This is a genomic window from Streptomyces sp. NBC_00223 (assembly GCF_036199905.1).
GTDB lineage: Bacteria > Actinomycetota > Actinomycetes > Streptomycetales > Streptomycetaceae > Actinacidiphila.
Genome location: NZ_CP108109.1, coordinates 540,801 through 562,676, shown reverse-complemented (window position 1 = coordinate 562,676; position 21,876 = coordinate 540,801). Strand labels below are relative to the sequence as shown.

14 protein-coding genes are annotated in these 21,876 nt (G+C 74.8%); 9 read left to right on the top strand and 5 right to left on the bottom strand.

The features are described 5' to 3' along the window. Positions 1 to 130: 130 nt before the first annotated feature. The 5 genes from paaE to paaA are packed head-to-tail and all read right to left on the bottom strand — an operon-like array spanning position 131 to position 4,025. Positions 131 to 1,246 (bottom strand): 1,2-phenylacetyl-CoA epoxidase subunit PaaE, encoded by a 1,116-nt coding sequence (paaE, locus tag OHA30_RS02485; protein WP_328912121.1) that lies wholly within the window; start codon positions 1,244 to 1,246, stop codon positions 131 to 133. Continuing rightward, entirely contained in the window at positions 1,246 to 1,779 is a 534-nt protein-coding gene (gene paaD / locus OHA30_RS02480) for a 1,2-phenylacetyl-CoA epoxidase subunit PaaD (protein WP_328912120.1), read from the bottom strand. Before paaD ends, paaE begins: the two co-directional genes overlap by 1 nt. Next, positions 1,773 to 2,699 carry a 1,2-phenylacetyl-CoA epoxidase subunit PaaC gene (paaC, locus tag OHA30_RS02475; RefSeq protein WP_328912119.1) on the bottom strand — a complete coding sequence of 309 codons (927 nt, stop codon included), beginning with the start codon at positions 2,697 to 2,699 and terminating at the stop codon, positions 1,773 to 1,775. Before paaC ends, paaD begins: the two co-directional genes overlap by 7 nt. A gap of 13 nt (positions 2,700 to 2,712) precedes the next feature. Then, positions 2,713 to 3,021, bottom strand: coding sequence for a 1,2-phenylacetyl-CoA epoxidase subunit PaaB (gene paaB / locus OHA30_RS02470; RefSeq protein WP_328912118.1), 309 nt, complete (start codon positions 3,019 to 3,021; stop codon positions 2,713 to 2,715). After that, complete coding sequence (paaA, locus tag OHA30_RS02465; protein ID WP_328912117.1) at positions 3,018 to 4,025, bottom strand: 1,2-phenylacetyl-CoA epoxidase subunit PaaA; 1,008 nt, start codon at positions 4,023 to 4,025, stop codon at positions 3,018 to 3,020. The genes paaB and paaA overlap by 4 nt, the downstream gene beginning before the upstream one ends. 417 nt (positions 4,026 to 4,442) lie before the next feature. On the opposite strand from paaA, the gene OHA30_RS02460 reads away from it, so the two are divergent. The 9 genes from OHA30_RS02460 to OHA30_RS02420 all read left to right on the top strand — a co-directional run bounded on the left by OHA30_RS02460 (position 4,443) and on the right by OHA30_RS02420 (position 21,871). Next, positions 4,443 to 5,747, top strand: a complete 1,305-nt coding sequence (locus OHA30_RS02460; protein ID WP_328912116.1) for a hypothetical protein — start codon at positions 4,443 to 4,445, stop codon at positions 5,745 to 5,747. After that, positions 5,744 to 7,837 carry a hypothetical protein gene (locus tag OHA30_RS02455; RefSeq protein WP_328912115.1) on the top strand — a complete coding sequence of 698 codons (2,094 nt, stop codon included), beginning with the start codon at positions 5,744 to 5,746 and terminating at the stop codon, positions 7,835 to 7,837. Before OHA30_RS02460 ends, OHA30_RS02455 begins: the two co-directional genes overlap by 4 nt. Further along, positions 7,834 to 8,940: an AAA family ATPase gene (locus OHA30_RS02450; RefSeq protein ID WP_328912114.1), complete on the top strand. Its 1,107-nt coding sequence runs from the start codon at positions 7,834 to 7,836 to the stop codon at positions 8,938 to 8,940. The genes OHA30_RS02455 and OHA30_RS02450 overlap by 4 nt, the downstream gene beginning before the upstream one ends. Continuing rightward, entirely contained in the window at positions 8,937 to 11,687 is a 2,751-nt protein-coding gene (locus OHA30_RS02445; protein ID WP_328912113.1) for an SAV_2336 N-terminal domain-related protein, read from the top strand. The genes OHA30_RS02450 and OHA30_RS02445 overlap by 4 nt, the downstream gene beginning before the upstream one ends. Before the next feature lie 4 nt (positions 11,688 to 11,691). Then, positions 11,692 to 12,606: a hypothetical protein gene (locus OHA30_RS02440; protein ID WP_328912112.1), complete on the top strand. Its 915-nt coding sequence runs from the start codon at positions 11,692 to 11,694 to the stop codon at positions 12,604 to 12,606. 3 nt (positions 12,607 to 12,609) lie between these two features. Further along, positions 12,610 to 14,652: a serine/threonine-protein kinase gene (locus tag OHA30_RS02435; protein WP_328912111.1), complete on the top strand. Its 2,043-nt coding sequence runs from the start codon at positions 12,610 to 12,612 to the stop codon at positions 14,650 to 14,652. A 1,239-nt stretch (positions 14,653 to 15,891) separates the two neighbouring features. Then, complete coding sequence (locus tag OHA30_RS02430) at positions 15,892 to 17,913, top strand: hypothetical protein (protein WP_328912110.1); 2,022 nt, start codon at positions 15,892 to 15,894, stop codon at positions 17,911 to 17,913. Next, a complete protein-coding gene (locus OHA30_RS02425; protein WP_328912109.1) occupies positions 17,910 to 19,001 on the top strand; it encodes a hypothetical protein in 1,092 nt (363 codons plus the stop codon). The genes OHA30_RS02430 and OHA30_RS02425 overlap by 4 nt, the downstream gene beginning before the upstream one ends. After that, complete coding sequence (locus OHA30_RS02420; protein ID WP_328912108.1) at positions 18,998 to 21,871, top strand: hypothetical protein; 2,874 nt, start codon at positions 18,998 to 19,000, stop codon at positions 21,869 to 21,871. The genes OHA30_RS02425 and OHA30_RS02420 overlap by 4 nt, the downstream gene beginning before the upstream one ends. Positions 21,872 to 21,876 lie beyond the last annotated feature (5 nt).

The window sequence follows — 21,876 nt, the reverse complement described above, 5'->3', positions numbered from 1 at the left end:
GTGGCGGGCGAGCCGCCGGTACGGAACAGCGGCGCCGCACGTAAGTGCGGCGGCGCACCGTACGACAACGGAACAACGGTCCGGGGCCCGGCGAACACACGGGCCCCGGACCGGCTTGTACGGCCCCGCGTCAGCTGTCGTAGTCGACGGTGAGGGTGTCGGAGGCCGGGAAGGACTGGCAGGTCAGCACATAACCGGCGGAGACCTCGGCCGCCTCCAGGGCGAAGTTGCGCCGCATGTCGGCCGCGCCCTCGGTGACCAGGGCCCGGCAGGTGCCGCAGACCCCGCCCTTGCAGGCGAACGGCAGGTCGGGGCGGGTGCGCTGGGCACCCTCCAGGACGGTGCCGTCCATCGGCAGCGCGGCGGTGGTCGCCCGGCCGTCGAGGACGATGGTGACCTGACTGACCGGGCCGTCGGCGGCGCGGTCCTCGTGCCGGGTCTCCGTGACGGGCTCGTCGTCGGCGAAGAACAGCTCCTGGTGCACCCGCTCCTCCGGTACGCCCAGTTCGGCCAGCACCTTCTGGGCGTCGGTGACCATGCCGTGCGGGCCGCACAGCCACCAGTGGTCGGCGCTGCCCACGTCGACCAGGCCGTCGATCAGCGCGCTCAGCCGCCTGGCGTCCAGTCGGCCGGAGAACAGCTCGGCCTCGCGGGGCTCGCGCGACAGCACGTGCGCGATCTGCAGCCGGTCCGGGTAGAGGTCCTTGAGGTCGGCCAGCTCGTCGGCGAACATCACCGTGGCCGTGCGCCGGTTGCCGTAGAAGAGGGTGACCCGCGAACGGAGGTCGGCGGCCAGCACGGACTCGGCGATCGAGACCATGGGGGTGATCCCGGAACCCGCGGCGATCAGCACATGGTGGCCGGGCGTGCCCGGATCCGGGGTGAAGAAGCCGGTCGGCGCCATCACCTCGACCATGTCGCCGGGGCGCACCTCGTGCACCAGCCACGAGGAGAACAGCCCGCCGGGCACCTCCCGCACACCGATGCGCGGCGCGGCGCCCGCGGGCGAGCATATGGAGTACGAGCGGCGCTCGTCGCGGCCCTCGATCTCCCGGCGCAGGGTGAGCGACTGACCCGGCCGGTGGGCGAACTCCCCGGCCAGCTCACCGGGTATCTCGAAGCTGACGACCGCGGCGTCCTCGCACAGCGGCCGGACGTCGGCGACCCGCAGACGGTGGAACGCGGGCCGGCGCCGCGGCCGGGCGGTGGCGGCGGGGCGCGCGCCGGTGCTCGGGGTCGGGGCCATCACAGCTCCTTGACGTGCTCGAAGGGTTCCAGGCAGGCGCGGCAGCGCCACAGGGACTTGCAGGCGGTCGCGGAGAACCGCGAGGTCTCCTCGGTGTCCGCCGAGCCGCACCGCGGACACTCCACGGCCCGCCGCACGGCACCCAGCACCAGCGGTACGGGTCCCGGCGCGTGCCGGGGCGCCGGGCCGGGCGGCGCGATGCCGTACGCGCGGAGCTTGCGGTGTCCGTCCGGGGTGATCCAGTCGCTGGTCCACGGCGGGTCGAGCACCGTACGGATCTCCACCCGCGCGAAGCCCGCCCTGCGCAGCCGCGCGTCGACATCGGCGCGCATCTCGGCTATCGCGGGACAGCCGGAGTACGTGGGTGTCAGGCTCGCGGTCACGGTGCCGTCGGGGCCGACCTCCACGTCGCGCAGGACGCCGAGGTCGGCCAGCGTCAGCATGGGCAGCTCGGGGTCGGGCACCTGCGCGGCGATCCGCCGGGCACGGGCGCGCTCGAGCTGTGCGTCGATCCGGGAAAGGGTGGTCACCATGTCGCCTCCGGGTGCGCGCGGGCCACGCTCTGCAACTCGGCCAGCAGCGGGGCCAGATGCTCGGTGTGCTCACCGGTCCGCCCACCGCCGTGAGGCCGGCCGCCCTCGGCCCCGGACGGCGCCGGGTCCATCGGGTCCGGCGCCGGGCGGTCCTCCGGGCGGTCCAGCCCGGCGGCCGTCAGCACCTGCCGCAGCACGGCCTCCGTCTCCTCGCGCACGGCCGCCATGTCCACCGCGAACTCCGGGTGGCCGGTGAACAGGCCGTCGGCGAAGAGCTCGTCGAGCCAGGGCGCGACCGCGTCGACCGCCGCCCGCATCCGGCGGTGCGACTCCTCGGTGCCGTCGCCCAGCCGTATCGCCCACTCGGCGGCGAACTGGCGGTGGTAGGTCAGCTCGGGCACACCCTTCGCGGCGACCGCCGCCAGCACCGGGTCAGCCGCCGAGGCGAGCTGCCCGAAGAGCGCCAGCCGCCAGGCGGACAGCGCCAGCAGCCGGGTGACGGAGAAGGCGAAGTCCCCGTTGGGCAGCTCGGTCAGCCGTACATTGCGGAATTCGGCCGGGTCGCGGAAGTAGGCGTACGCGTCCTCGCTCCGGCCGGTGCCGTCCACCTGCCCGCAGCGCGCGTACAGCAGCCGGGCCTGGCCCAGGAGGTCGAGGCCGATATTGGCCAGCGCCACCTCCTCCTCCAGCTCCGGGGCGCGGGTGCACCACTGGGCCAGCCGCTGGGCGCCGACCAGGGCGTCGTCCCCGAGCGCCAGCAGGCAAGCGGTCAGCGCGGCGGTGTCGGTCCCGGGGCGCACGGACTGGTCGACGCCGTGCAGCGGGTCCTCGAAGCCCGTGCCGAACGCCCACTGGGCGTCGCCGTCCTCCTGCCCGTCGGCCAGGGAGAGATAGACGTGGTCGTCGGAAGCGTCGCTCATGCCGTCCCTCTCCTCAGATGTGCGGGACATCGTCGGGGATGTCGTAGAAGGTGGGGTGGCGGTAGACCTTGTCGGCGCTCGGCGCGAAGAACGGGTCCTTCTCGTCACGGGTCGACGCGGCGATGTGCGAGGAGCGCACCACCCATATGGACACCCCTTCGTTGCGCCGGGTGTAGACATCCCGGGCGTGGGTGAGCGCCATGTTGTCGTCGGCGGCGTGCAGCGAGCCGACATGCACATGGTTCAGCCCGCGCTTGCCGCGGACGAACACCTCGTAGAGCGGCCATTCGCCCTTCGCGCCCGCCGCCGTGGTCTCGCTCATGCCGCGCTCCCTTCCTGTGTCCGCGCCGCCCGGGCGGACCGCTCGGCCCGCGCCGCCTGCTTGGCCGCGTGGGCGGTGGCCGCCTCGCGTACCCAGGCGCCCTCCTCGTGGGCGGCCCTGCGCCGCGCCACCCTTTCCTCGTTGCACGGACCGTCGCCGCTGATCACCCGCTTGAGCTCGGACCAGTCGGGGGTGCCGAAGTCGTGCCGGCCGCTCTCCTCGTTCCACCGCAGCTCGGGGTCGGGGAGGGTCACACCGAGCCGCTCGGCCTGCGGGACCGTCATGTCCACGAACCGCCTGCGCAGCTCGTCGTTGCTGTGCCGCTTGATCTTCCAGGCCATGGAGGCCGCGGAGTTGGGGGAGTCGCCGTCGGGCGGGCCGAACATCATCAGCGACGGCCACCACCAGCGGTTCACCGCGTCCTGCACCATCTCCCGCTGCGCCGGGGTGCCGCGCATCATCGTCATCAGCAACTCGTAGCCCTGCCGCTGGTGGAAGGACTCCTCCTTGCAGATCCGGACCATGGAACGGGCGTAGGGGCCGTACGAACTGCGGCACAGCGGCACCTGGTTGCAGATCGCGGCGCCGTCCACGAACCAGCCGATCACTCCGACGTCGGCGAAGGTCGGCGTCGGGTAGTTGAAGATCGACGAGTACTTCTGGCGGCCGTCGATCAGCCGCTGGGTCAGGTCCGCGCGGTCCGCGCCCAGGGTCTCGGCGGCCGAGTAGAGATACAGCCCGTGGCCCGCCTCGTCCTGGACCTTCGCGAACAGGATCGCCTTGCGGCGCAGCGAGGGCGCCCGGGTGATCCACTCGCCCTCCGGCTGCATGCCGATGATCTCCGAGTGCGCGTGCTGCGCCATCTGCCGGATCAGGGTCCTGCGGTAGCCGTCGGGCATCCAGTCCCGCGGCTCGACGCGCTGGTCCCTCCCGATGGTGGCGTCGAACTGCGCCTGGAGCTCTTCCTCCGCTCCCGGCGCGCTGCTGACGGGGCCTGCGGCCATGACACCCTCCCAACCGACCGTTCGTTCGGTGTTAAGTCTGACCGATTCCGCCGCCCCTGGCAACAGCGCCGACCGGGTGAACCGTGAGTCCGCCGGCGCCGGCCCCCCACCGCGCCGTACGTCCCGCCACCGGCCGGACCCGCCCGCCGGGTCCGCGCCCGAATCGCCCGCCGCACGCCGTACAGTCCGCTGCCGCCCGGACCTGGCCGCCCGTGTCCGCCGCCCGACCGGCCCCACCCGAGCGGAAAGCCCCTGGTGAAGCCGCCCCACCTGTCCCGTTCGCCGCTTGCGGAACGTGTGCGCGGCCGACCGCCGGAGGTTTTCGCGAACGGGAAATTCTCGTCACGCTCTGCCGCTACAGTGAGCTGTCCGCCGCCTCATCGCAGGCGGTGACCGGGTGGGGACCAGGGGGCGGGGATGACGACCATTCTTTTCGTGCACGGCACAGGTGTGCGTGCGGACAGTTATGACGTGACCCTGGAGCAGGTGCGCCGAGGACTGGCGAAGGCGCTGCCGGACGCGGCCGTCGAGGGATGCGCGTGGGGCGATGTGCTCGGCGTCGGCGCGCAGCCGACCGCCCGGGCCGAAGAGGACGAAGCGGAACCCGTCGGGACAGGCGCCGTGCCGGGTGGCCCGCGCTGGTCCGACGCCGAGCGGGCGGTATGGGCCCGCCTCTACGACGACCCGCTGTTCGAGATCCGGCTCACGGCGCTGGAGGACACACCCCCGCCCTCGGCCCGCGCTCTCTCCCTGCTCCGCGACCGAATATCGGCCCTGCCCGACCAGCCGGAGATACGCGACGCGCTGACCGGCGAGGGACCCGGCCCCGACCTCCCCGGCCCGGACCGCGCGGACGCCGCCGGCGCCGGCCCGGAGGGCCCCGCCGACGCCCGTCAGTCCGGCGCCCGCCAGGCCGCCGCCCCTCAGCCCACCACCCCCGAACCCGCCGCCCTGCGCGAAGCCGCCCGCCTGCTCCTCGCCGACGCCGAGTTCCAGGCCGCGTTACCCTCCCTCGCGGCCGCCAAGTCGCACGACCTGATCGCCCGCGCCCTGGTCTCCGCGTACATCCGGCTCCGCGAGGAGGCGGCCGGCGGGGTGATCGTGGCCGCCGACGACCGCGACGCCCTGGCCCGGGCGCTCACCGACGCGCTCGGCGGTGTCGCCCTCGGCGTCGGCAGCCGGGCCCGCGGCGCCGCCTGGACCACCGCCCAGTACGCGGCCCGCCCCTATCTGCGCCGCCGCCGGGACAAGCTCCTCGACCTCGCCACCCCCGCCGCCGGGGACATCCTCGTCTACCAGGCCCGCGGCAAGGCACTGCGCCGGTTCATCGCCGAGCGGGTCCGTGCGGTGGAGGGCCCCGTCGTCCTGCTCGGCCACAGCCTCGGCGGGATCGCGTCCTTCGAGACGCTGCTCACCGAATCGCTCCCGCAGGTCGAGCTGGTCGTCACGGTCGGCAGCCAGGTGCCGTATCTCCACGGTCTCGACGCCCTGGCAACCCACCGGCTGGGCGCGCCGCTGCCCGAGCGCTTCCGGGCCCGCTGGCTCAACCTCCACGACCCCGTGGACCTGCTCTCCTACCCCGCGGCCCCGTACTTCGGCAGCCGGGTCGTGGACGTCCAGGTGGACACCCGGGAACCCTTCCCGAGGGCGCACAGCGCGTACTGGACCACCCGGGCGGTGTACGAAGCCGTCCGCGTCCAGGTCGAGGGCGGCCCGCGGTGACCCTGCGCGCGCTGGTGGTGTGCCCCGAGACGTACGGCGAGGCGACGCTGCCCGACCTGCCCGGCTCGGTGGAGTGCGCGGCCGCGTTCGTCCGCTGGCTCCTGGGGTTCACCGAGGAGACCTGCCATGTGACGGTCTTCGCCGATCCGCAGGACGCCAGCAAGGACGTGCTGGCCTCACTCGCGGCCGGGACCGGCGAGCACAAGGTCGACTTCGGCACGTCGCTGGCCCTGGCGGACGAGTTCGCCCCGGGGGAGCGGAAGATGACCGCCCTGGGACCGGAGGACACCTTCGTCCTCTACTGGCTCGGGCACGGCGCCGTCGGCCGCGCCGACCGCCGGCAGTGGCTGTACCTCCCGCCGGGCGAGCGGGTGGAACTCGGCGACATGGTCCGGTACATGAACGGCCCCGGCCGTCCCGGCCGTCAGCTCTACGTCATCGACGCGTGCCGGGAGGACGACGCCAGGGCCGTCGGTTTCGACGGCCGGGCCGCCCGCCTCTTCGCCGAGGGCGCGGGCGTGCCGCGCTCCGACCACGTCGACCAACTCGAACTCCAGGCGACCCGCCTCGGCGACCAGGCCGTCTTCACCGGCCGGGGCGGCGTCTTCTCCCGCCGCCTGGTGACGGAGCTGACGGCCGGGGCGGAGGGGGCGTGGACCTCGCTCGACCTCGGCCGGGTGGCAAGGACGGCCGAGCGGCTGAAGGCCGAGTTCGACCGGGATTTCCACGCCCGGGAAGCGGACAGCATCCCCACGATCTTCTTCGCGGCCCGGCAGGGCGCCCCGCTGCTCAGGGGCGACTACCGGCTGCATGTGACGGTCACCGAGGAGCAGGCGGAAGAGCTGCGCCGTATCCTCGCCGCGGGCGACATCGGCGAAGTCCGCGAAGGCGACGTGCGCTTCCGGCTGATGCAGGACGGACTGCTCCCCGCCGACCCCGGGCAGCCGTTCCCCGAGTTCGCCGCCCATGTGGCGAGGCTGGCCAGACCCGAAGGACGCCAGCCCTACATCGTCACCCTTTGCGCCGAACTCGCCCCCAATCCCGAAGTGGGCGCGGAGATCCGGCGCTGGTACGGCGAAGTGGCGCGCCGGGCCCACCTGCCCGCGCTCGCCTCCCTCACCCCCCTGCCGCAGGTGTCCGCCGACGGCTGCGTGCTGGTGGTGCTCTTCGACCGGGCGGCCGAGATGACCGAGGACGCCCCGCCGTTCCGGGGACCGGAACCGGAGCCGTACTACACCGCGCAGGCGTGGTTCTACGCCGGGCCGCTGCTCCAGCGCGTCTCCCCGGTGACCGGAGCCTGGCCCCGGGACCGGCTGCACGAGGGCTTTCTGCGGACCTTCGCGCGGGCGCTGGCCGGCTTCGGGTCGGTGCTGTACCGGGCGCGGGTCGAGTTCATCGTGGAGAACGGCCTGTTCGACCACGACTTCCACGCCTTCGTCCCGTTCGAGGTGGAGGAGGGCCGGGCCCCGGTGATCGGCGACACGGCGCCCCTGGTCGTACGCAGCAGATGGCGGAACGCCCCCGGCGCCCAGGTGCTGCCCTGGCAGGAGCGCGGACCGGCGATGGAGTCCGTGCCCGCGGCCGCGCTGGTGTGGGGGACGTGCGCGGGCCCCGAGGACGTCCCCCACACCGGCGCGGCCGAGGACAGCGCCGACACCCGGTCGACGGGAAACGCCCCCGCGCCGACCGCGCCGACCGTCGGCCAGGTCTTCGCCCGCAAGGGCGCCGACGCCGTGGCCGGCATCGTGCTCTCCCGGCCCAGGAGCGTCGCCATGGGCGCCGACGACGTCGCCAGCGCGGTCAACTCGGGCGCGGTGCTGGCCATATGGCCGCGCGCCGACTGCCATACGGACTGCCCGCTGCGGGAGATGGGCCCGCCCTGCCACCGGCTGGCCTTCGAGAGCAGGCTCCGCGCGGAACTGATGAGGCGTCCACTCCAGGAGATACCGGAGATCATGTTCGAATTACGGCAGTACATGGACGCCGGCGCCGGTACATTCCGGAACGTCACCGTGCTCTTCGACGATCCGCGTCGTTCTCCTCTCGTCCAGACAGCAGTCACCGCGCCCGTGGAAGGAGAGGTGCGATGAGCGAGCCCGAGGACGCCCCCACCCCGGACTGGTGGGTCTACCGAGGGCGGCAGCCCGACGAGGAGCCGCGCGGCGACGGCCGAGCCACGGTGCCCGCCCCGCCCGACCTGCCCGCCCCGCCGCCCTGGCGGGCCTTCGGCCTGCCCCGCCTCGTCCGCGAGGACAAGGAGCACGAGCTGACGGCGGACGACCCCCGCCGGCCCGTGCCGCCACCGCCGGCGGACGGCCGGGCGCCCTCGTGGGAGGACCACATCGCCGTCTCCTACCAGGGCGACCCCCGCGCCCGCGACCTGGTCAACGCGGCCATCCACCTGCGCCGCCCGCTGCTGGTCACCGGACCGCCCGGTACGGGCAAGACCACCCTGGCGGCCAGTATCGCCAGGGAACTCGGCCTGGGACCCGTGCTGCGCTGGGGCATCACCAGCCGCTCCACCCTCAAGGAGGGCCTGTACGACTACGACGTGCTCGGCCGGCTGCACGACGTCAACCTCCAGCAGCGGATCGCCCCCGACCGGATCCCGGAGGCGGCCGAGGACATCGGCAAGTACCTCCGGCTCGGCCCCCTCGGCGACGCCCTGCTGCCCCGGCGCCGCCCCCGGGTGCTGCTCATCGACGAGATAGACAAGAGCGACGTCGACCTCCCCAACGACCTGCTGCACGTCTTCGAGACCGGCGGCTACGAGATCCCCGAGCTGCGCCGCACCGAACTCTCCCCCGTGCGCGTACTGCCCGCCGACGGCGGCCCCCGGGTCCCGGTGCACCACGGCAAGGTGCGCTGCGCGCAGTTCCCGGTGGTGATCCTCACCAGCAACGGCGAGCGCGAGTTCTCCGCGGCCTTCCGCCGGCGCTGCCTCTTCCTGCGCCTCGGACACCCGGAGGGCGAGCGGCTGCGGAAGATCGTCCTCACCCATGTGCCCGAGCTGACCGACGCCGGACAGGTCGAGGACATCGTCGTCGAGTACGAGCGGCTCATGACCGAGGGCCGTCAGCTCTCGCCCGACCAGCTGATCAACGCCGTACGGCTGCGACTCAGCGCCCAACTCGGCCCCGGGGACCTGGAGACCATCAGGGAAGCCGTCCTGCACCCCTTGTCCGGGGCATGAGCGTGAGCGTGGACACGGCGATGGCGGAGGCGCTGCTGAAGTCGGGGGCCGACATCGGCATGTCCGAGGTGCTGGACATCGCCTGGCTGGCCCGCCGGATCTCCGCCGCCCCCGGCCGCCCGGCCGAGCCCGCGCCCACCGTGACGCCCCCCACCGTCCACCGGGACGCGGCCGGGCCGGGCGCCGGGCCGCGCGCCACCGCCACCGGGCCGGCGGGCGGGGCCCGGGCCGCCGGACTCGACCTGTATCCCCGGGAGGCCGCGGCCGTGCTCGCCGCGGCCGGCGGCCTCACCGGCGACGTGGCCGCGCCCGCCGTGCCCCGGGCGCTGCCCGACCCGATCGGCCTCGGCCGCGCCCTGCACGCCCTGCGCCGCACCCGCCCCTCGCCCGTACGGCAGGAGGTCGACGAGGAGCTTTCCGCGCAGTGGACGGCGGCCACCGGCATGGTCCTCCCGGTGTGCAGGCCCGCGCCCGAGCCGTACTACGACCTCACCCTGGTCTGTGACGACACCGGGCCCTCGATGCGGCTGTGGGGACAACTGCTGCGGGAGGCGGCCCAGGGCGCCGAACGCAGCCGTTCCTTCCGGTCGGTGACGGTACGCCGGCTGTGCTCGGCCGGTGACCGCATGGTGCTGCGCAGCCCGGGCGGCGACACCGGGCTGGGCGAGCTGGTCGAGCCCAACGGCCGCCGGGTCGTGGCCTTCCTCACCGACGGGGTGGGCGGCGGCTGGCACGATGGCCGGATGGCGGGACAACTGCACCGGCTGGCCGGTTACGGGCCGGTCGTCGTCGTCCATCTGCTGCCCCGGCACCTGTGGCCGCGGACCGGGATCAACCCGCTGCCGGTGTACTTCCGCCCGGACCCCGACGGCGGCGGCAGCGTACGCGGCGCGGGCGGCACCCACGGCTTCCGGCCGGCCGGCTGGTCGCTCGAAGAGCTGCGTCCCGGCGGGGTCCCGGCGGACGGCGGCGACGCGCGGGCCGTGCCCGTGGTGCCGCTGGCGGCGGCCCCGCTGACCCGCTGGGCGTCCCTGGTCACCGGGGACGACGGCCGTACGGTGTCCGGCTCCGCGTGGATCGTGAGCGCCCGGCACCGACCGGGCGTCCCGTACCAGGCATTGGGGGCGGCCCCGCCGCGCGCCGAAGCGACCGCGCTGCTGCGGGAGTTCGACGCCACCGCCACGCTGCGGGCCAGACGGCTGCTGCGGTCGCTGTCCGTCGCGCCGCTCAACCTCGACACCATGTGGCTGGTGCACCGCGCGACCAGTCTCGCCGCGGGCGAGCACAGCGACCCGGCGCCGCTGGCCGAGGTCTTCCTCAGCGGTCTGCTGCGCAAGCGGCCCGGCGACGCGGCCGCACCGCGCGGCGCCAGCGAGTACGAGTTCGTCGGCGACCTGCGGCGACGGCTCTTCGAGGGCATGGAGGGCGACGACGCGCTGCGGCTGTTCACCGTCGTCTCCCGGTACGTCACCGGGCTGTTCGGGCTGACCCCGCTGACCTTCCCGGCCTTTCTGGCCTCCCGCGAACAGCGCGAGCGCGCGAGCGAGATCGACCCGGAGGTACGGCCGCTGGCCGAGATCGCCGCCCTGGTGCTCAGGGGGCTCGGGCCCGCGTACCGATCGGCGGTGGAGGCCGTCGAACAGTGGCTGGCGCGCTCCGGCGTCGACGTCCCGCAACGGCAGAAGGAGCCCCGGGCCGTCACGGAGACGACGGCCCCGGCCCCGGACACCGTTCTGCCCCCCGCCCTGGCCCCGGCCACCGCCGTGCTCCCGGACACCGCCCCGCCCACCGATCCGCCCGGTGCCGTGGCGTCGCTCCCGGCGCGCGGCCCGGCCCCGGCCGCCCTTCCGGCACCGAAGGACGCGATCGCGGTGCTCGGCGCCCCCAGCAGCGGCAAGACCTCGCTCCTGGGCGCGCTCCGGCTGGCCGCCATCCGCTCACCGGTCGGCCGGGGGCGATGGGCCATCGTCCCCGAGGACACGACGGCCGAGCACTTCATGATCCTGCAGTCCAACTACCTTGCCGTCGAACGCCGTTTCCCCGATGCCACCTTGACCCCCCGGGGCTTCACCTACCGCTTCCTCGCCGACCTGCCGGACCCGGACTCGCCCGACGGTGGGCGCCGGCAGGTCGATTTCGGCGTCGACTTCTTCGACGCGCACGGGTCCGAGTTCATGCACGGGCACGGTATGGACCCCGACGTCGACCGCCATCTGGCCGCCGCCCGCCGCATCCTGCTGCTCGTCGACCCCTTCCCCGACAAGGGCGGCGAGGGATTGCAGGAGGAGAACGTGGCCCCGCCGCTGCGCCGGCTGAGCGGCGAGTACGCGGCGCGCGACCGGCTGATCCGCGACCGGCTGCCGCACCATGTGGCCGTCTGCGTCAGCAAGTTCGACCAGCCCCGGCTGTTCGCCCTCGCCCGGTCCGGCGGCTGGGTGAACCAGAACGCCGACGGCGACCCCTGCGTGGCACCGGAGGACGCCGGGCCGTTCGCCGCGTGGCTGGCCGGGCACTCGACGGCCGTGGCGGACGTACGCCGGCTGGTCGGCGAGCACTTCCTGCCCGAGCGCGTCTCGTGGTTCGTGCTGTCCGCGGTCGGCTTCCACCGCCGCCCGGACGGCTCCCTCGACCCCGACGACTGCTACAACGTCGTCCACGACGGCGGCGGCGCCCTGCTGCGCGGGCCCGCCCGGCCGGTGAACGTACTGGAGCCGCTGGTGGCCCTGGGACTGTCGGATGAGGACTGAGCCCATGAACGAGCCCGCCCTCGTCCGCGCCCAGTGGGCCCTGCTGTCCAAGCCGCCCGCGGACACCGGTGACTACCGGGTGCTCGCGTGCAGCGCGGGCCGGTCCGGCTTCCACGCATTCGAAAGGCTGGTACGCGACACCTTGTTCGGCACCCCTCCGCAGTGGTCCTCGTCCGGCCGGCCCGGTGAGAACCTGCCCTGGATCTCGTTCGGCGTCTCCGGCGACGGACGGTCCTCCGCGCGGCGGGTGAGCGTCTCGGTGACCGACTGGCGCGTCGGCGGCGCCGACATCTGGGACTCCGCGGGCCGCCGCCCGGTGGCGACGCGTTACTTCGCCGTGCGCTACGAGGACCTGGCCCGGCACGGCGCCGGCCTGGCCGCGCTGTGGGACGCGGTCCTCCCGGTCGTCCTGCCGCCCGGCCCCGGCGATACGGACGTGCCGGACGAGCTGAGCCTGCGGATCGACACCGACCCGCTGCCCCGGCTGGCCCGACTGCTCGACGAGGACGTCGACTTCGGCTGGGCCGCGGCCACCGCGGCGGCGGCGCTGACCGGCCCCCTCGCCCTGGTCGCGCACACCAGCCGGTACGCGCTGACCCGGATCGAGACGATGGACGCGGTGGCCGCGCTGCTGCCCTACGGCTGCCGGGCGGCGCTGACGGCCGCGACCTGGGCGCCCGACCCCACGGCGTACACCCCCTGGCTCTGCTACACCCACCCCGCGGACTCGCCCGCCCGGCTGACCGTGTACGAGGGGGTCGTGCCCCAGGTGAGGGGAGCGGCGGGCAGGGCCCATCTGGACCTGCTGCTGCGGCTGCGGGAGCGGTCGGGGACCCTGGCCTGCCTGCGCGCCCTGGCCGGCGCCGTGGAACCGGCGGCGCTGCCGGCCGGCTCCGGGCCGACCGGAGAGGTGGGCTGAGGCATGGACATGGAACCGCTGACCCCGGACGACCCGCGGCTGCTCGGCGACTTCGGAACGCTCTGCCGGATCGGCGTGGGCGGCTTCGGCGAAGTGTTCCTGGCCCGGCGGACGGCCGGCGGCACGCTCGCGGCCGTCAAGCTGATCCGGCAGGACATCGCCGACTCCGAACGGCTGCGGCCGCGCTTCGCCAGCGAGGTCGAGGCGCTCGGCCGGGCGGCCGGGCGCGGGGTGCCCGAACTGCTCGGCTCCGACCCGGCCGGGCGCCGGCCGTGGCTGGCCACCCGCTACATACCCGGCCCCTCGCTCCAGCAACTCGTCGACCGGGCGGGGCCGTTGCCCGAGCGGTCCGTGTGGGCGCTGGCGGCCGGGCTCGCGGACACCTTCCGGGTGCTGCACGCCGACGGGCTCTACCACCGCGACCTCAAGCCGAGCAATGTCCTGATCACCAGGGCCCGGGCCTGGGTCATCGACTTCAGCCTGGTCAGGCTGGTCGGCGATCCCCGGCTGACCTCGACCGCCGACGCCATGGGCAGCTTCCAGTACGCGGCGCCCGAGCAGGCGGACGGGCTCGGGCGGGCGCAGAGCGAGGCCGATGTGTTCGCCCTCGGCGCCTCGCTGCTGTTCGCCGCCACCGGCCACCCGCCGCGCGACGGCCAGAACCAGATGGAGATCCGGCTGCGGGCGATGACCGACCCGCCCGATCTGCGCGGCCTGGACCGCGGCCCGCTACGGGAGTTGATCGCCGACTGCATGGAGGCCGCCCCCGAGCACCGGCCCTCGACCGCCGCCGTGCTGGCCCGGGCCCGCGAGGGCGGCGGCAGCGTGTCGCGGTGCCTGCCGCTGCCCGGCCGCGCCCTGGCCGTACTGGACCGGCACCGCGACCGGTTGCGCACCCTGGCCGGGGTCGGGGACGACTTCTCCGCGGACGACGCCTTCCCGGCCGAACGGTCCCACCACCGCAGGACGACCGCTGCCTCGGCACCGGCCACGGCGGACGGCACACCGGTCCGCACCCGGTGGACCTGGCGGTGCTACGACTGGCTGCGCGGCGCCCCCGTGGTCCACGGCGACCTGGTCCTCGCGGTCACCGCCGCCGGCGCGCTGCACGCCCTGGACCGGGCCACCGGCGTGGAGCGCTGGCACCTGGACCTCGGCCATGCCGCGCGCGGCGGCCTGGTACGGGCCGGGGACACGGTCGCCATGGGCACCGCCGACGGCTCGACGCACGTGGTGCGCATCCGCCCGAGCGGACCCGCGCACTCCCGGGAGGACTTCCCCGCGCCGGTGCACGCGGTGGCGCTCGCCCCGGGCGAGGAGCGCGGTGGCCGGACGCCGCCGCTGGTCGTGTGCAGCCGCCGCGACCTCCACCTCTTCGACCCGGCCGTCCCCGCGCCGCGGTGGAGCGCGCCCGGCGTGGGCGTCGTCGCCGGCACCCCGGCGGTCGACGAGCACGCGGTCTACTGCCGTACCGACGACGGGTCACTGGGCGCCTGGCGGCTGACCGACGGCGCCGCGCTGTGGCGGATACGGCCCGGGGGAGCGTCGTTCGCGGGCCCGGTGGCCGGCCCCGGCGGCGTGGTCTACACGGCCTCCGCCGACGGCACGGTCGCCGCCGTCGCGGCCCGTACCGGCGGCACGCGCTGGTCCCGCCGGCTGGACGGCACGGTCCACCACCCGCCCGTCCAGGCCGGTACGACGCTGGTGGTCGCCACGGTCGAGGGCGAGGTGACGGCGCTGAACGCCGCCGACGGGTCCGTGCGCTGGAGTGCGCGGGGCGCGCCGCACGGCGGACTGTCCTCGCTCGGCATCGGCCACGACACCGTGTACGCCGCCGACCGCCGGGGCGTACGCGCACTGTCCGGTACGACCGGCGACGAGTGGTGGCGGTGGGACGTCGGCGGCGTGTCGGGCCTCCACGCCGATTCCGACGGGCTCGTCGTGGGTGGTCTCGACGGTGTGCTCAGGTCCGTGAACTGGCCTTCTGCCACTGCTGTACCGGCCGCGGGGCCCTGGCCGGAACGGGTCGGAAAAAAGTCGGATTGAATCCCTTTCATCGGCGGACAATCATTGAGTGGACAACTACCATCGGTGAACACGCCAGGGCGGGGTCGGCGTCCGTACGAGCGGCCCGACACGGCGGCGGTTCGGTCCGGGCCGTGCCGGGCACTTGGCGTCGTCCGCAGGCGGGGAGGATCGCGCGACGTCCGATACGTACGAACGCAAGGCGGCGGGGTTACTTCCCCCGCCGGGGTGGGGGCACGTGTCACCCTCCGGGTGGGGGTGGAGGCACTTGTCACCGCCGGGTCGTCGGGGCACCCGCCCTTGCCGGGCGGGGCTGGGGTACCTGCTTCCGCCGGGTCGGTGTGGGGCACCTGTCCTTGCCGGGTTGGGGGCACTCGTTCCTGCCGGGTGGGGCTGGGGTACCCGCTTCCGTCGGGGTGGGTGGGACACCCGTCCTCGCCGGTTGGGGATACTCGTTCCTGCCGGGTCGGGTTGGGGTACCTGCTTCCGCCGGGTCGGTGTGGGGCACCTGTCCTTGCCGGGTTGGGGATACTCGTCCCCGCCGGGTGGGGTTGGGGCACCTGCTTCCGCCGGGCTGGCACGGGATGTCCGTCTCCGTCGGGGTGGGTGGGTCACCTGTCCTTGCCGGGCCGGGTTGGGGTACCTGCTTCCGCCGGGTCGGTGTGGGGCACCTGTCCTTGCCGGGTTGGGGATACTCGTCCCCGCCGGGTGGGGTTGGGGCACCTGCTCCCGTCGGGGTGGGTGGGACACCCGTCCTCGCCGGTTGGGGATACTCGTCCCTGCCGGGTGGGGCTGGGGAAGCCTGTCGCGCAGGCTGGGCGGCTTCTGTCTCCCGGTCCGGGGCGGGAGTACCTGTCACCCGCCGGGCGGGTGTGGTGGCTCCTGCCATCCGGTGGGGGCACCCCAGCCGCCTGGTTGGGGTGGCGGCACCTCTCAGCCACCAGGCCGGGTGGGGGTTTCTGCCACCCGACAGGCCGGGTGGGGGCACCTCCCAGCCGGCGGGCTGGGGGAAAGAGGGGCCGGCGTATCTGGCCGGCCGAGCGGGACAGACGGTAGGTGTTGGACGCGGCGCAGGGGGAAGGCGGCCGTGCGGCGGGCGCCGGAACCGGCGGTTCGCCACTCGCGGTGACGCGAAGAACGCTCGTGCCGGGCCCGTGGGGTCCGGCCTGAGGGGGGAGAGCAGTTGACGGGTAGGTTACGTGCGCCGTCGTACGGCGCGCGCGCGGGCGGGCGCGACCCGTCCGCCGTGGGGGCCGCACGGTGAGCCGCCCCCGCCAGGGGCAGCCGGACCGCTGGGGATGGCCCGGCGACCCGGACCGGCAGGACGCCGACCGGCAGTGCCCGGTCTGCTGGAGCCGTGTCGGGGCCGTGCCCTGCCCGGTCTGCGAGTGGGACTTCCCCGACGACCCGGCCGCCGCGCGCCGCCGTGAGCGGTCCGCCGCCGCCCAATGGGACCTGCGGGCGGCGTTACGGGCCTCGCGCGCGGCCCCGGACCGGGTCAGGCCGGCCGGACGGGGGCGCGTACTGCCCGAGTTGGAGGCCCTGCTGCGCCGCTCCCCGCCGGCCTGGGACGCCGTACCTCCGGCGGACCGGAGCCGGTCCGCCGGCCCCGCCGAGGACATCACCGGGGCCGGGAGCCGTCCCGTGGACCGGTCGGGCGCGGTGTCCGTGCTCACCGCGCTGGCCGCGGGCGAGGTCGACGCCGTGCACTTCCTCACCGTCTCGGCCGCCGGCCTCACCGCGGACGTCCTGGTCCGCGACCACGGCGGCGGCCTGTGCGCCCGGGAGGACCGCCGCGCCGAGATCGCCTGGCCCGAGGTGGCGCCCTGGCTGCCGCACGCGGCGGCCGAGCGGGACTTCCTGCTGGCCGGCGGTATCGGCGTGACCCCTCCGTACGGCGCCAACGGCCTCGCGCGCGCCGCCGATCTGGTCTGGGACGCGCCGATCGGCCGGGCGGCGGGCAGTCTGCTCGCCGCGCTCAGGACGGCCAGGGACGAGGGCCGTTCGGCGCCGCTGGTGCTGGCGGGCGGGGCGCCGGGCTGGCGCTGGCCCGATCTGACCCTGCGGGCGATCGCGCACGCCGTGCCGCCGACCGCCCGGATCACCCTGGCCGACGACCGGGCGCCGCTCGACCTGCTCTCCTCCGTCTGCCGCGGGGTGCCGTTGCGGCACGGATACGCGCTGCTCACCCGCCGTGTCGGCACCGAGGTCGACGCCTCCGCGCAGGAGCGGATCAAACCCCTGCTGCTCTTCCCGTCCGGCACGCTCCTCCCGGACGACGGCGAGCTGTCGGTGAACGTGACCCTGCGGGCCGCGCCGGACGAGACCCGCTCGACCTTCGCCCTCCCGCTGGTGGTCGCCAGGGGCGCGAACCCGCGGGACTGGGCGGTCGTCCGCACCGGCCAGGTCCGGATCAGTCCCGGCGGGCAGACCGATGTCACCGTCGTCCTGGACCCGTCGGCCGGACCGCGCTTCTCGGAGCCCGGCACGGTGGTGGAGACCCTGGTCGACGAGGATCTGCTGCTCGGCCGGTCGGCCCCCGCGGCCGAGCCCGACGTCGATCTGCTGCTGCTGCTCGAACTCGGCGGCAGCGCGGCCGATCTGGCCCGCAGGGCCGGGCTGCTGACCGAGGTGCTGGAACAACTGGCCGCGCAGTGGCCCGAGTCGAGCAGGCTCAGGGTCGGGGCCATCGGCTACGGCGGCCACACCTTCGGCCCGGTCCGCGCGTCCGCCGACGAGGACGTGCTGACGTACTCGCGCCCCGGGCGCGCCCACGACGTGGCCCGCGAGTTGAAGGCGTGGCCGCCCGCGCCGGCGGGGCACGCCTTCGCGGCGCCGCTGGAGGACGCGCTGTACGCCGCGGCGCGCTCCCGGATGTGGCGGGCGGACGCCCGGCACATCCTGCTGGTCGTCGGCTCCCGGCCGCCCCACCCGTGGCGCCAGGGAAGTGATCTCGCCCTGCCGTGCACCCACGGGTGGGACTGGGAGGAAAGCCTGCGCGGCCTGCGCGAAGGGAGGCGGGCGCGGGTGGTCGCCGTCCACGATCCGTACCCGCCGCCCCGCAGCTGGCGCAGACAGAGCCTGGACCGGCTCCGCCACGCCTGGCGCGAACTGGGCCGGCAGCACTACTTCGAACTGGGCGCGCACGGAGCCGAGGACGTCGCCTCGGCGGTCCGTGCCGCCGCCGGGATGCGGGGCACCGCGCCCGGCCTGATGGTCGACGCCCACGACGGCGACACCCTCTTCGGCACGTGGACCAGGAATGAGAACGAGGAAACATGAGCGAAGACGAGTCAGGACACACCCGGTTCCCGGGCCCGCTGCCCCGACCCCGGCCGGAACTGCCCGAACCGCCCGCGGTCGACGGGTTCGAGGACGACACGGCGTCGCTGCGGCTCGACCTGCCGGCCGAGCCGCACGACACCCCTGACCGGGACGGGCTGCGGATCGGCCTGTGGGGTTCCCAGGAGTCGGGCAAGACCACCTTCCTGGGCGCACTGCGGCTCGCGATGTTCAACACCGCCTCCACCTACGGCCGTTGGCAGGTGATCGCCTCCGACGACGCGTCGGAGAGATTCATGGTCGAGACCTCGCGCCTGCTGTCGGTCGAGCGGAAGTTCCCCGAGGCGACCCAGTCCGCCGTGGAGTTCAGCTGGCGGTTCCTCGGCGACCTGGCCGGTTCGCCCTACGCCCAGCGCCGGCGGCTGTTCGCACGCCCCCGGCCCGGCGCCGACGAGATGCAGTTCCTGCTCACCATGCTCGATGTCGGGGGCGGCACCTACGAGGACCTGAACGAGGACCTGGAGGCCAGGAGGAGCACCGACCACCTGGCCGCCTCCGCCGGTCTGGTCTACCTCTTCGACCCGATCCGCGAGGCGTCCGAGGGCAAGTCCTTCGCGTATCTCAACGGGACCCTGGCCCGGCTGACCCGCAAGGCGCTGAAGGACGGGCGTCTGGAGGGGCCGTATCTGCCGCAGCACATATCCGTCTGCCTCACCAAGTTCGACGACCCGGAGGTGTTCGAGCGGGCCAGGCGCGGCGGCTGGACGGACGAGGGGCCGCACGGGACACCCGTCGTACCGGACCCGGAGGGGTTCTTCGACTGGCTGGCCAAGGATCTGCACGGCGGCACCATGCAGCAGGTCGGCGAGGCGCTGCGGGCCAGCTTCCACCCCTCCCGGATCCGCTTCTTCGCCACCTCCTCGATCGGCTTCGGTACCTCCCCGGCGGGCGGGGTCGACCTCGGCCGCTTCGGGAACGTGGACGAGTCCGACGGGACGCAGCAGATCATCGGCCCCGTCCGCCCGCACAACGTGATGGAGCCGGTGATCTCCCTGCTCGTGGGCCTCAGAAAGCAGGGACGGGCGTGAGCGGCGGCACCCTCGACGTACTGTGGGCCCTCTTCGGCAAGGAGGAGCGCTCGTCGCGCGAGTACGCGGTGATCGCCAACAGCGGCGGCGAGGAGCAGCGCCGTACCTTCGACGACTACATCCGGGCCTCGTCGGCCGGGAACCCCCCGCCGGAGGGACAGCGCGGCGCCGACGCCCTGCCCTGGGTCACCGTCAGCGGCTGGGCCCTGGAGACCGGGCGGTGGATCGGTGTCTCCGTGATGGAGCCCGCCGATCGCCGCAGCCACGGCGGCCGCCGGGACCACAGCGGCCGGGCCGTCGTCCCCACCCGGTTCTTCCTGGTGCAGCAGGACGGCCCGGGGCAGCCCGACCACTCGTATCTGACGCTGTTCCAGGCGGTCGACGGCATCACGCTGCCGCCGGCCGCGCAGGAGAGCACCCAGAAGGCGCCGCTGCCGCCCGGCAGGCCCGGTGAGTCGTATCTGACCGGGATCGAGCACATCGCCGCGGTGGTCAAGGCCACCTCGGACAAGCCGGAGCGGAGACGGGACGCCGCCGCGCACTGGGCGGCGGCCGTGGCGGCCGAACTGCTCACCGGCGACAGCCTGATCATCACCCACGCCGGGCACCTCGGGCACGAGGACCGGCTGGCGGTGCTCGACGCGGTGGCCGCCTTCCTGCCGTACGGGCTGCGCACCGATCTGCGCGTCGGCACCTGCGTCAACAGCCTGCGCCCCCCGGTGGCCCAGCTCGCCTTCTGCTCCCAGCCGCCGCCCGGCAGCCGCCCGATCGCCCTCGGCCGGCCGCCGAAGGCCAGTCAGGGGGCCGCGGGCGCGTACCGCGAACGGCTGCACCGGCTCATCAACCGGCTGGGGCCGGCCAAGGTCGCCGACGCCCTGTGGGCCCGGCGCGAGACCCTGCGGCGCACCGACCACCAGGCGATCCTGGGCTGCCTGAACGACCTGGACATCGTGCACACCGTGAACCAGGCCATCGCGGAGGGCAGCGACACCCCCGCCAAGCTGCGGGACGCGCTCCAGGCCCTGCACGGCGAGCCGCCGCACGCCGGATGGCAGGGCATCGTCCGCGCCGCGCTGGCGCACGACGACCCGCGGCTGACCGACGAACTGCGGTACCAGTGGAGCGAACCGGCGCTGGCCGACGCGATGACCCAGCTGGTGGCCGACGCCATGCCGGCGCTGCGGCCCGGCGACCCCCACCGGGCGAACCGGCTGCGCCGGCTGTGGGAGACGGCGAAGGGCCTGGGCCGGGCCGCCGACCTGCTGGCCGCGCTGATCGACCGGCCGGGCCGCCCGACCGGGGACGGCGAGGCGCGCTACGAGTTCGGGCAGGTGGTGGGCTGCGTGCGCGCGCTCGGCCAGGAGGTGTTCACCGCGGGCAGCCCGGCGGTACGGACGCTGCGCGAGAACCGGCCGTTCACCCTGGGCCTGCTGAGCGCCGAGGCCGACGACGCCGCGACGCTCGGATCATGGCTCGGCACCCTCGATCCCGACGAACCGGGCACCCCGTACTGGCTGGCGGCGTGGAGCCCGCTCGGCAGATGGCCGCAGGGCCCCGCGGTGGTCCTCCCGGCGGCGGACGCCCCGCTGGCCGCCCTGGTCCTCGACGCGGCGACCAGGGGTGGCGACGCGGGCCGGATCTTCCACACGACCGCGCGGCTGTTCGACGCTCTGGTGACGGTCGCCCGGGCGGAACGGGCCGCGTCCGGCGCCGCCGCCGCGTACCGGATCCCCCCGGACCGGGCGCACGGGCCGGGGGAGGGGCCCGCCGCGCTTGCGCCGGCCCCGGCCGGGCCGGTCCCGCCCCGGCTCGCCGAACTCCTCGGCTGGCACGAGGCATGGGACAGCTGCCGGGGGCTCAGCGACCTCCTGCGGTCCCTGACGGGCCTGCCGCTGCTCGGTCCGCTCTGGGACCGCGCGGGCCAGGAGGAGTACACCCAGGCCGTCCGGCTCGTCGGCGACGACCCGCACTTCGCCCCGGAACGCGGAAGCGCCGCGCACGCCATGGCCCGGGTCGCGCTCGGCACGATGCCGGACCGGCGGACCGCCGACGCCGTCCTCACCGAACTGCGCCGGATCGATGCGGCCCGCGAGCTGATCGACGACTACGACGAGAAGGAGCGGCGCAAGGAGGAGGCCGCCCGGAGGGCGGAGGAGGAGGCCCGCCGCAGGGCCGAGCAGATCCGGCTGCGGGAGGAACGGGAGGAGGAGAACCGGCGCAAGGACGAGGAGAGCCGGCGCAGGGCCGAGGAGAAGCGGCTGCAACGGGAGGCGGCCAGGCGCCAGGCGCCCAAGCCGCCCGTCCTCCCGCCGCCCGGACAGCAGTCGGCTTTGTCGCAGCAGCGCCGGCAGCCTGGCCCGCCGCCCCGCCGCCAGGCCGCCGTGACACCGCCCGACCTGGAGGCAGCGCTCACCCGGCTGCACCTCGTCACCGAGAACCACATCACCCCGCTCGGCACCGTCGTCGACGCCTGGGTCCCGCTGGTGTTCACCGTGTTCGAGGAGCAGGCCACGCTCGCCGTCGGCCGGTGGTGGAACCGGGCCATGGCGGACCGGCGCGACCCCCTGCTCCACGAGCTGGAACGGGCGCTTGCCGTGCTGCCCGGCTGTTCGCCCGAGCAGGCCCACCGCTATGTGCGGCGGCTCGCCGACCGGATCGCCGCCGGCGAGCTGACCTCCATCGTGGAGGGCAACCCCGGCTGGCGGGCGGACTGGTTCATCGAGGGCGAGAAGCGCAACCGCGCCGAGGTGAGCCGCCGGATCAGGCGCGCCCGCTGGGTCCGGGTGCGCGCCGCCCTGCACAGGCCCCCCCGCCACGACCCGCCGGACCACACGACCGGCAGGTCGGGGAATCACAGCGGCGACCGCTGACACGG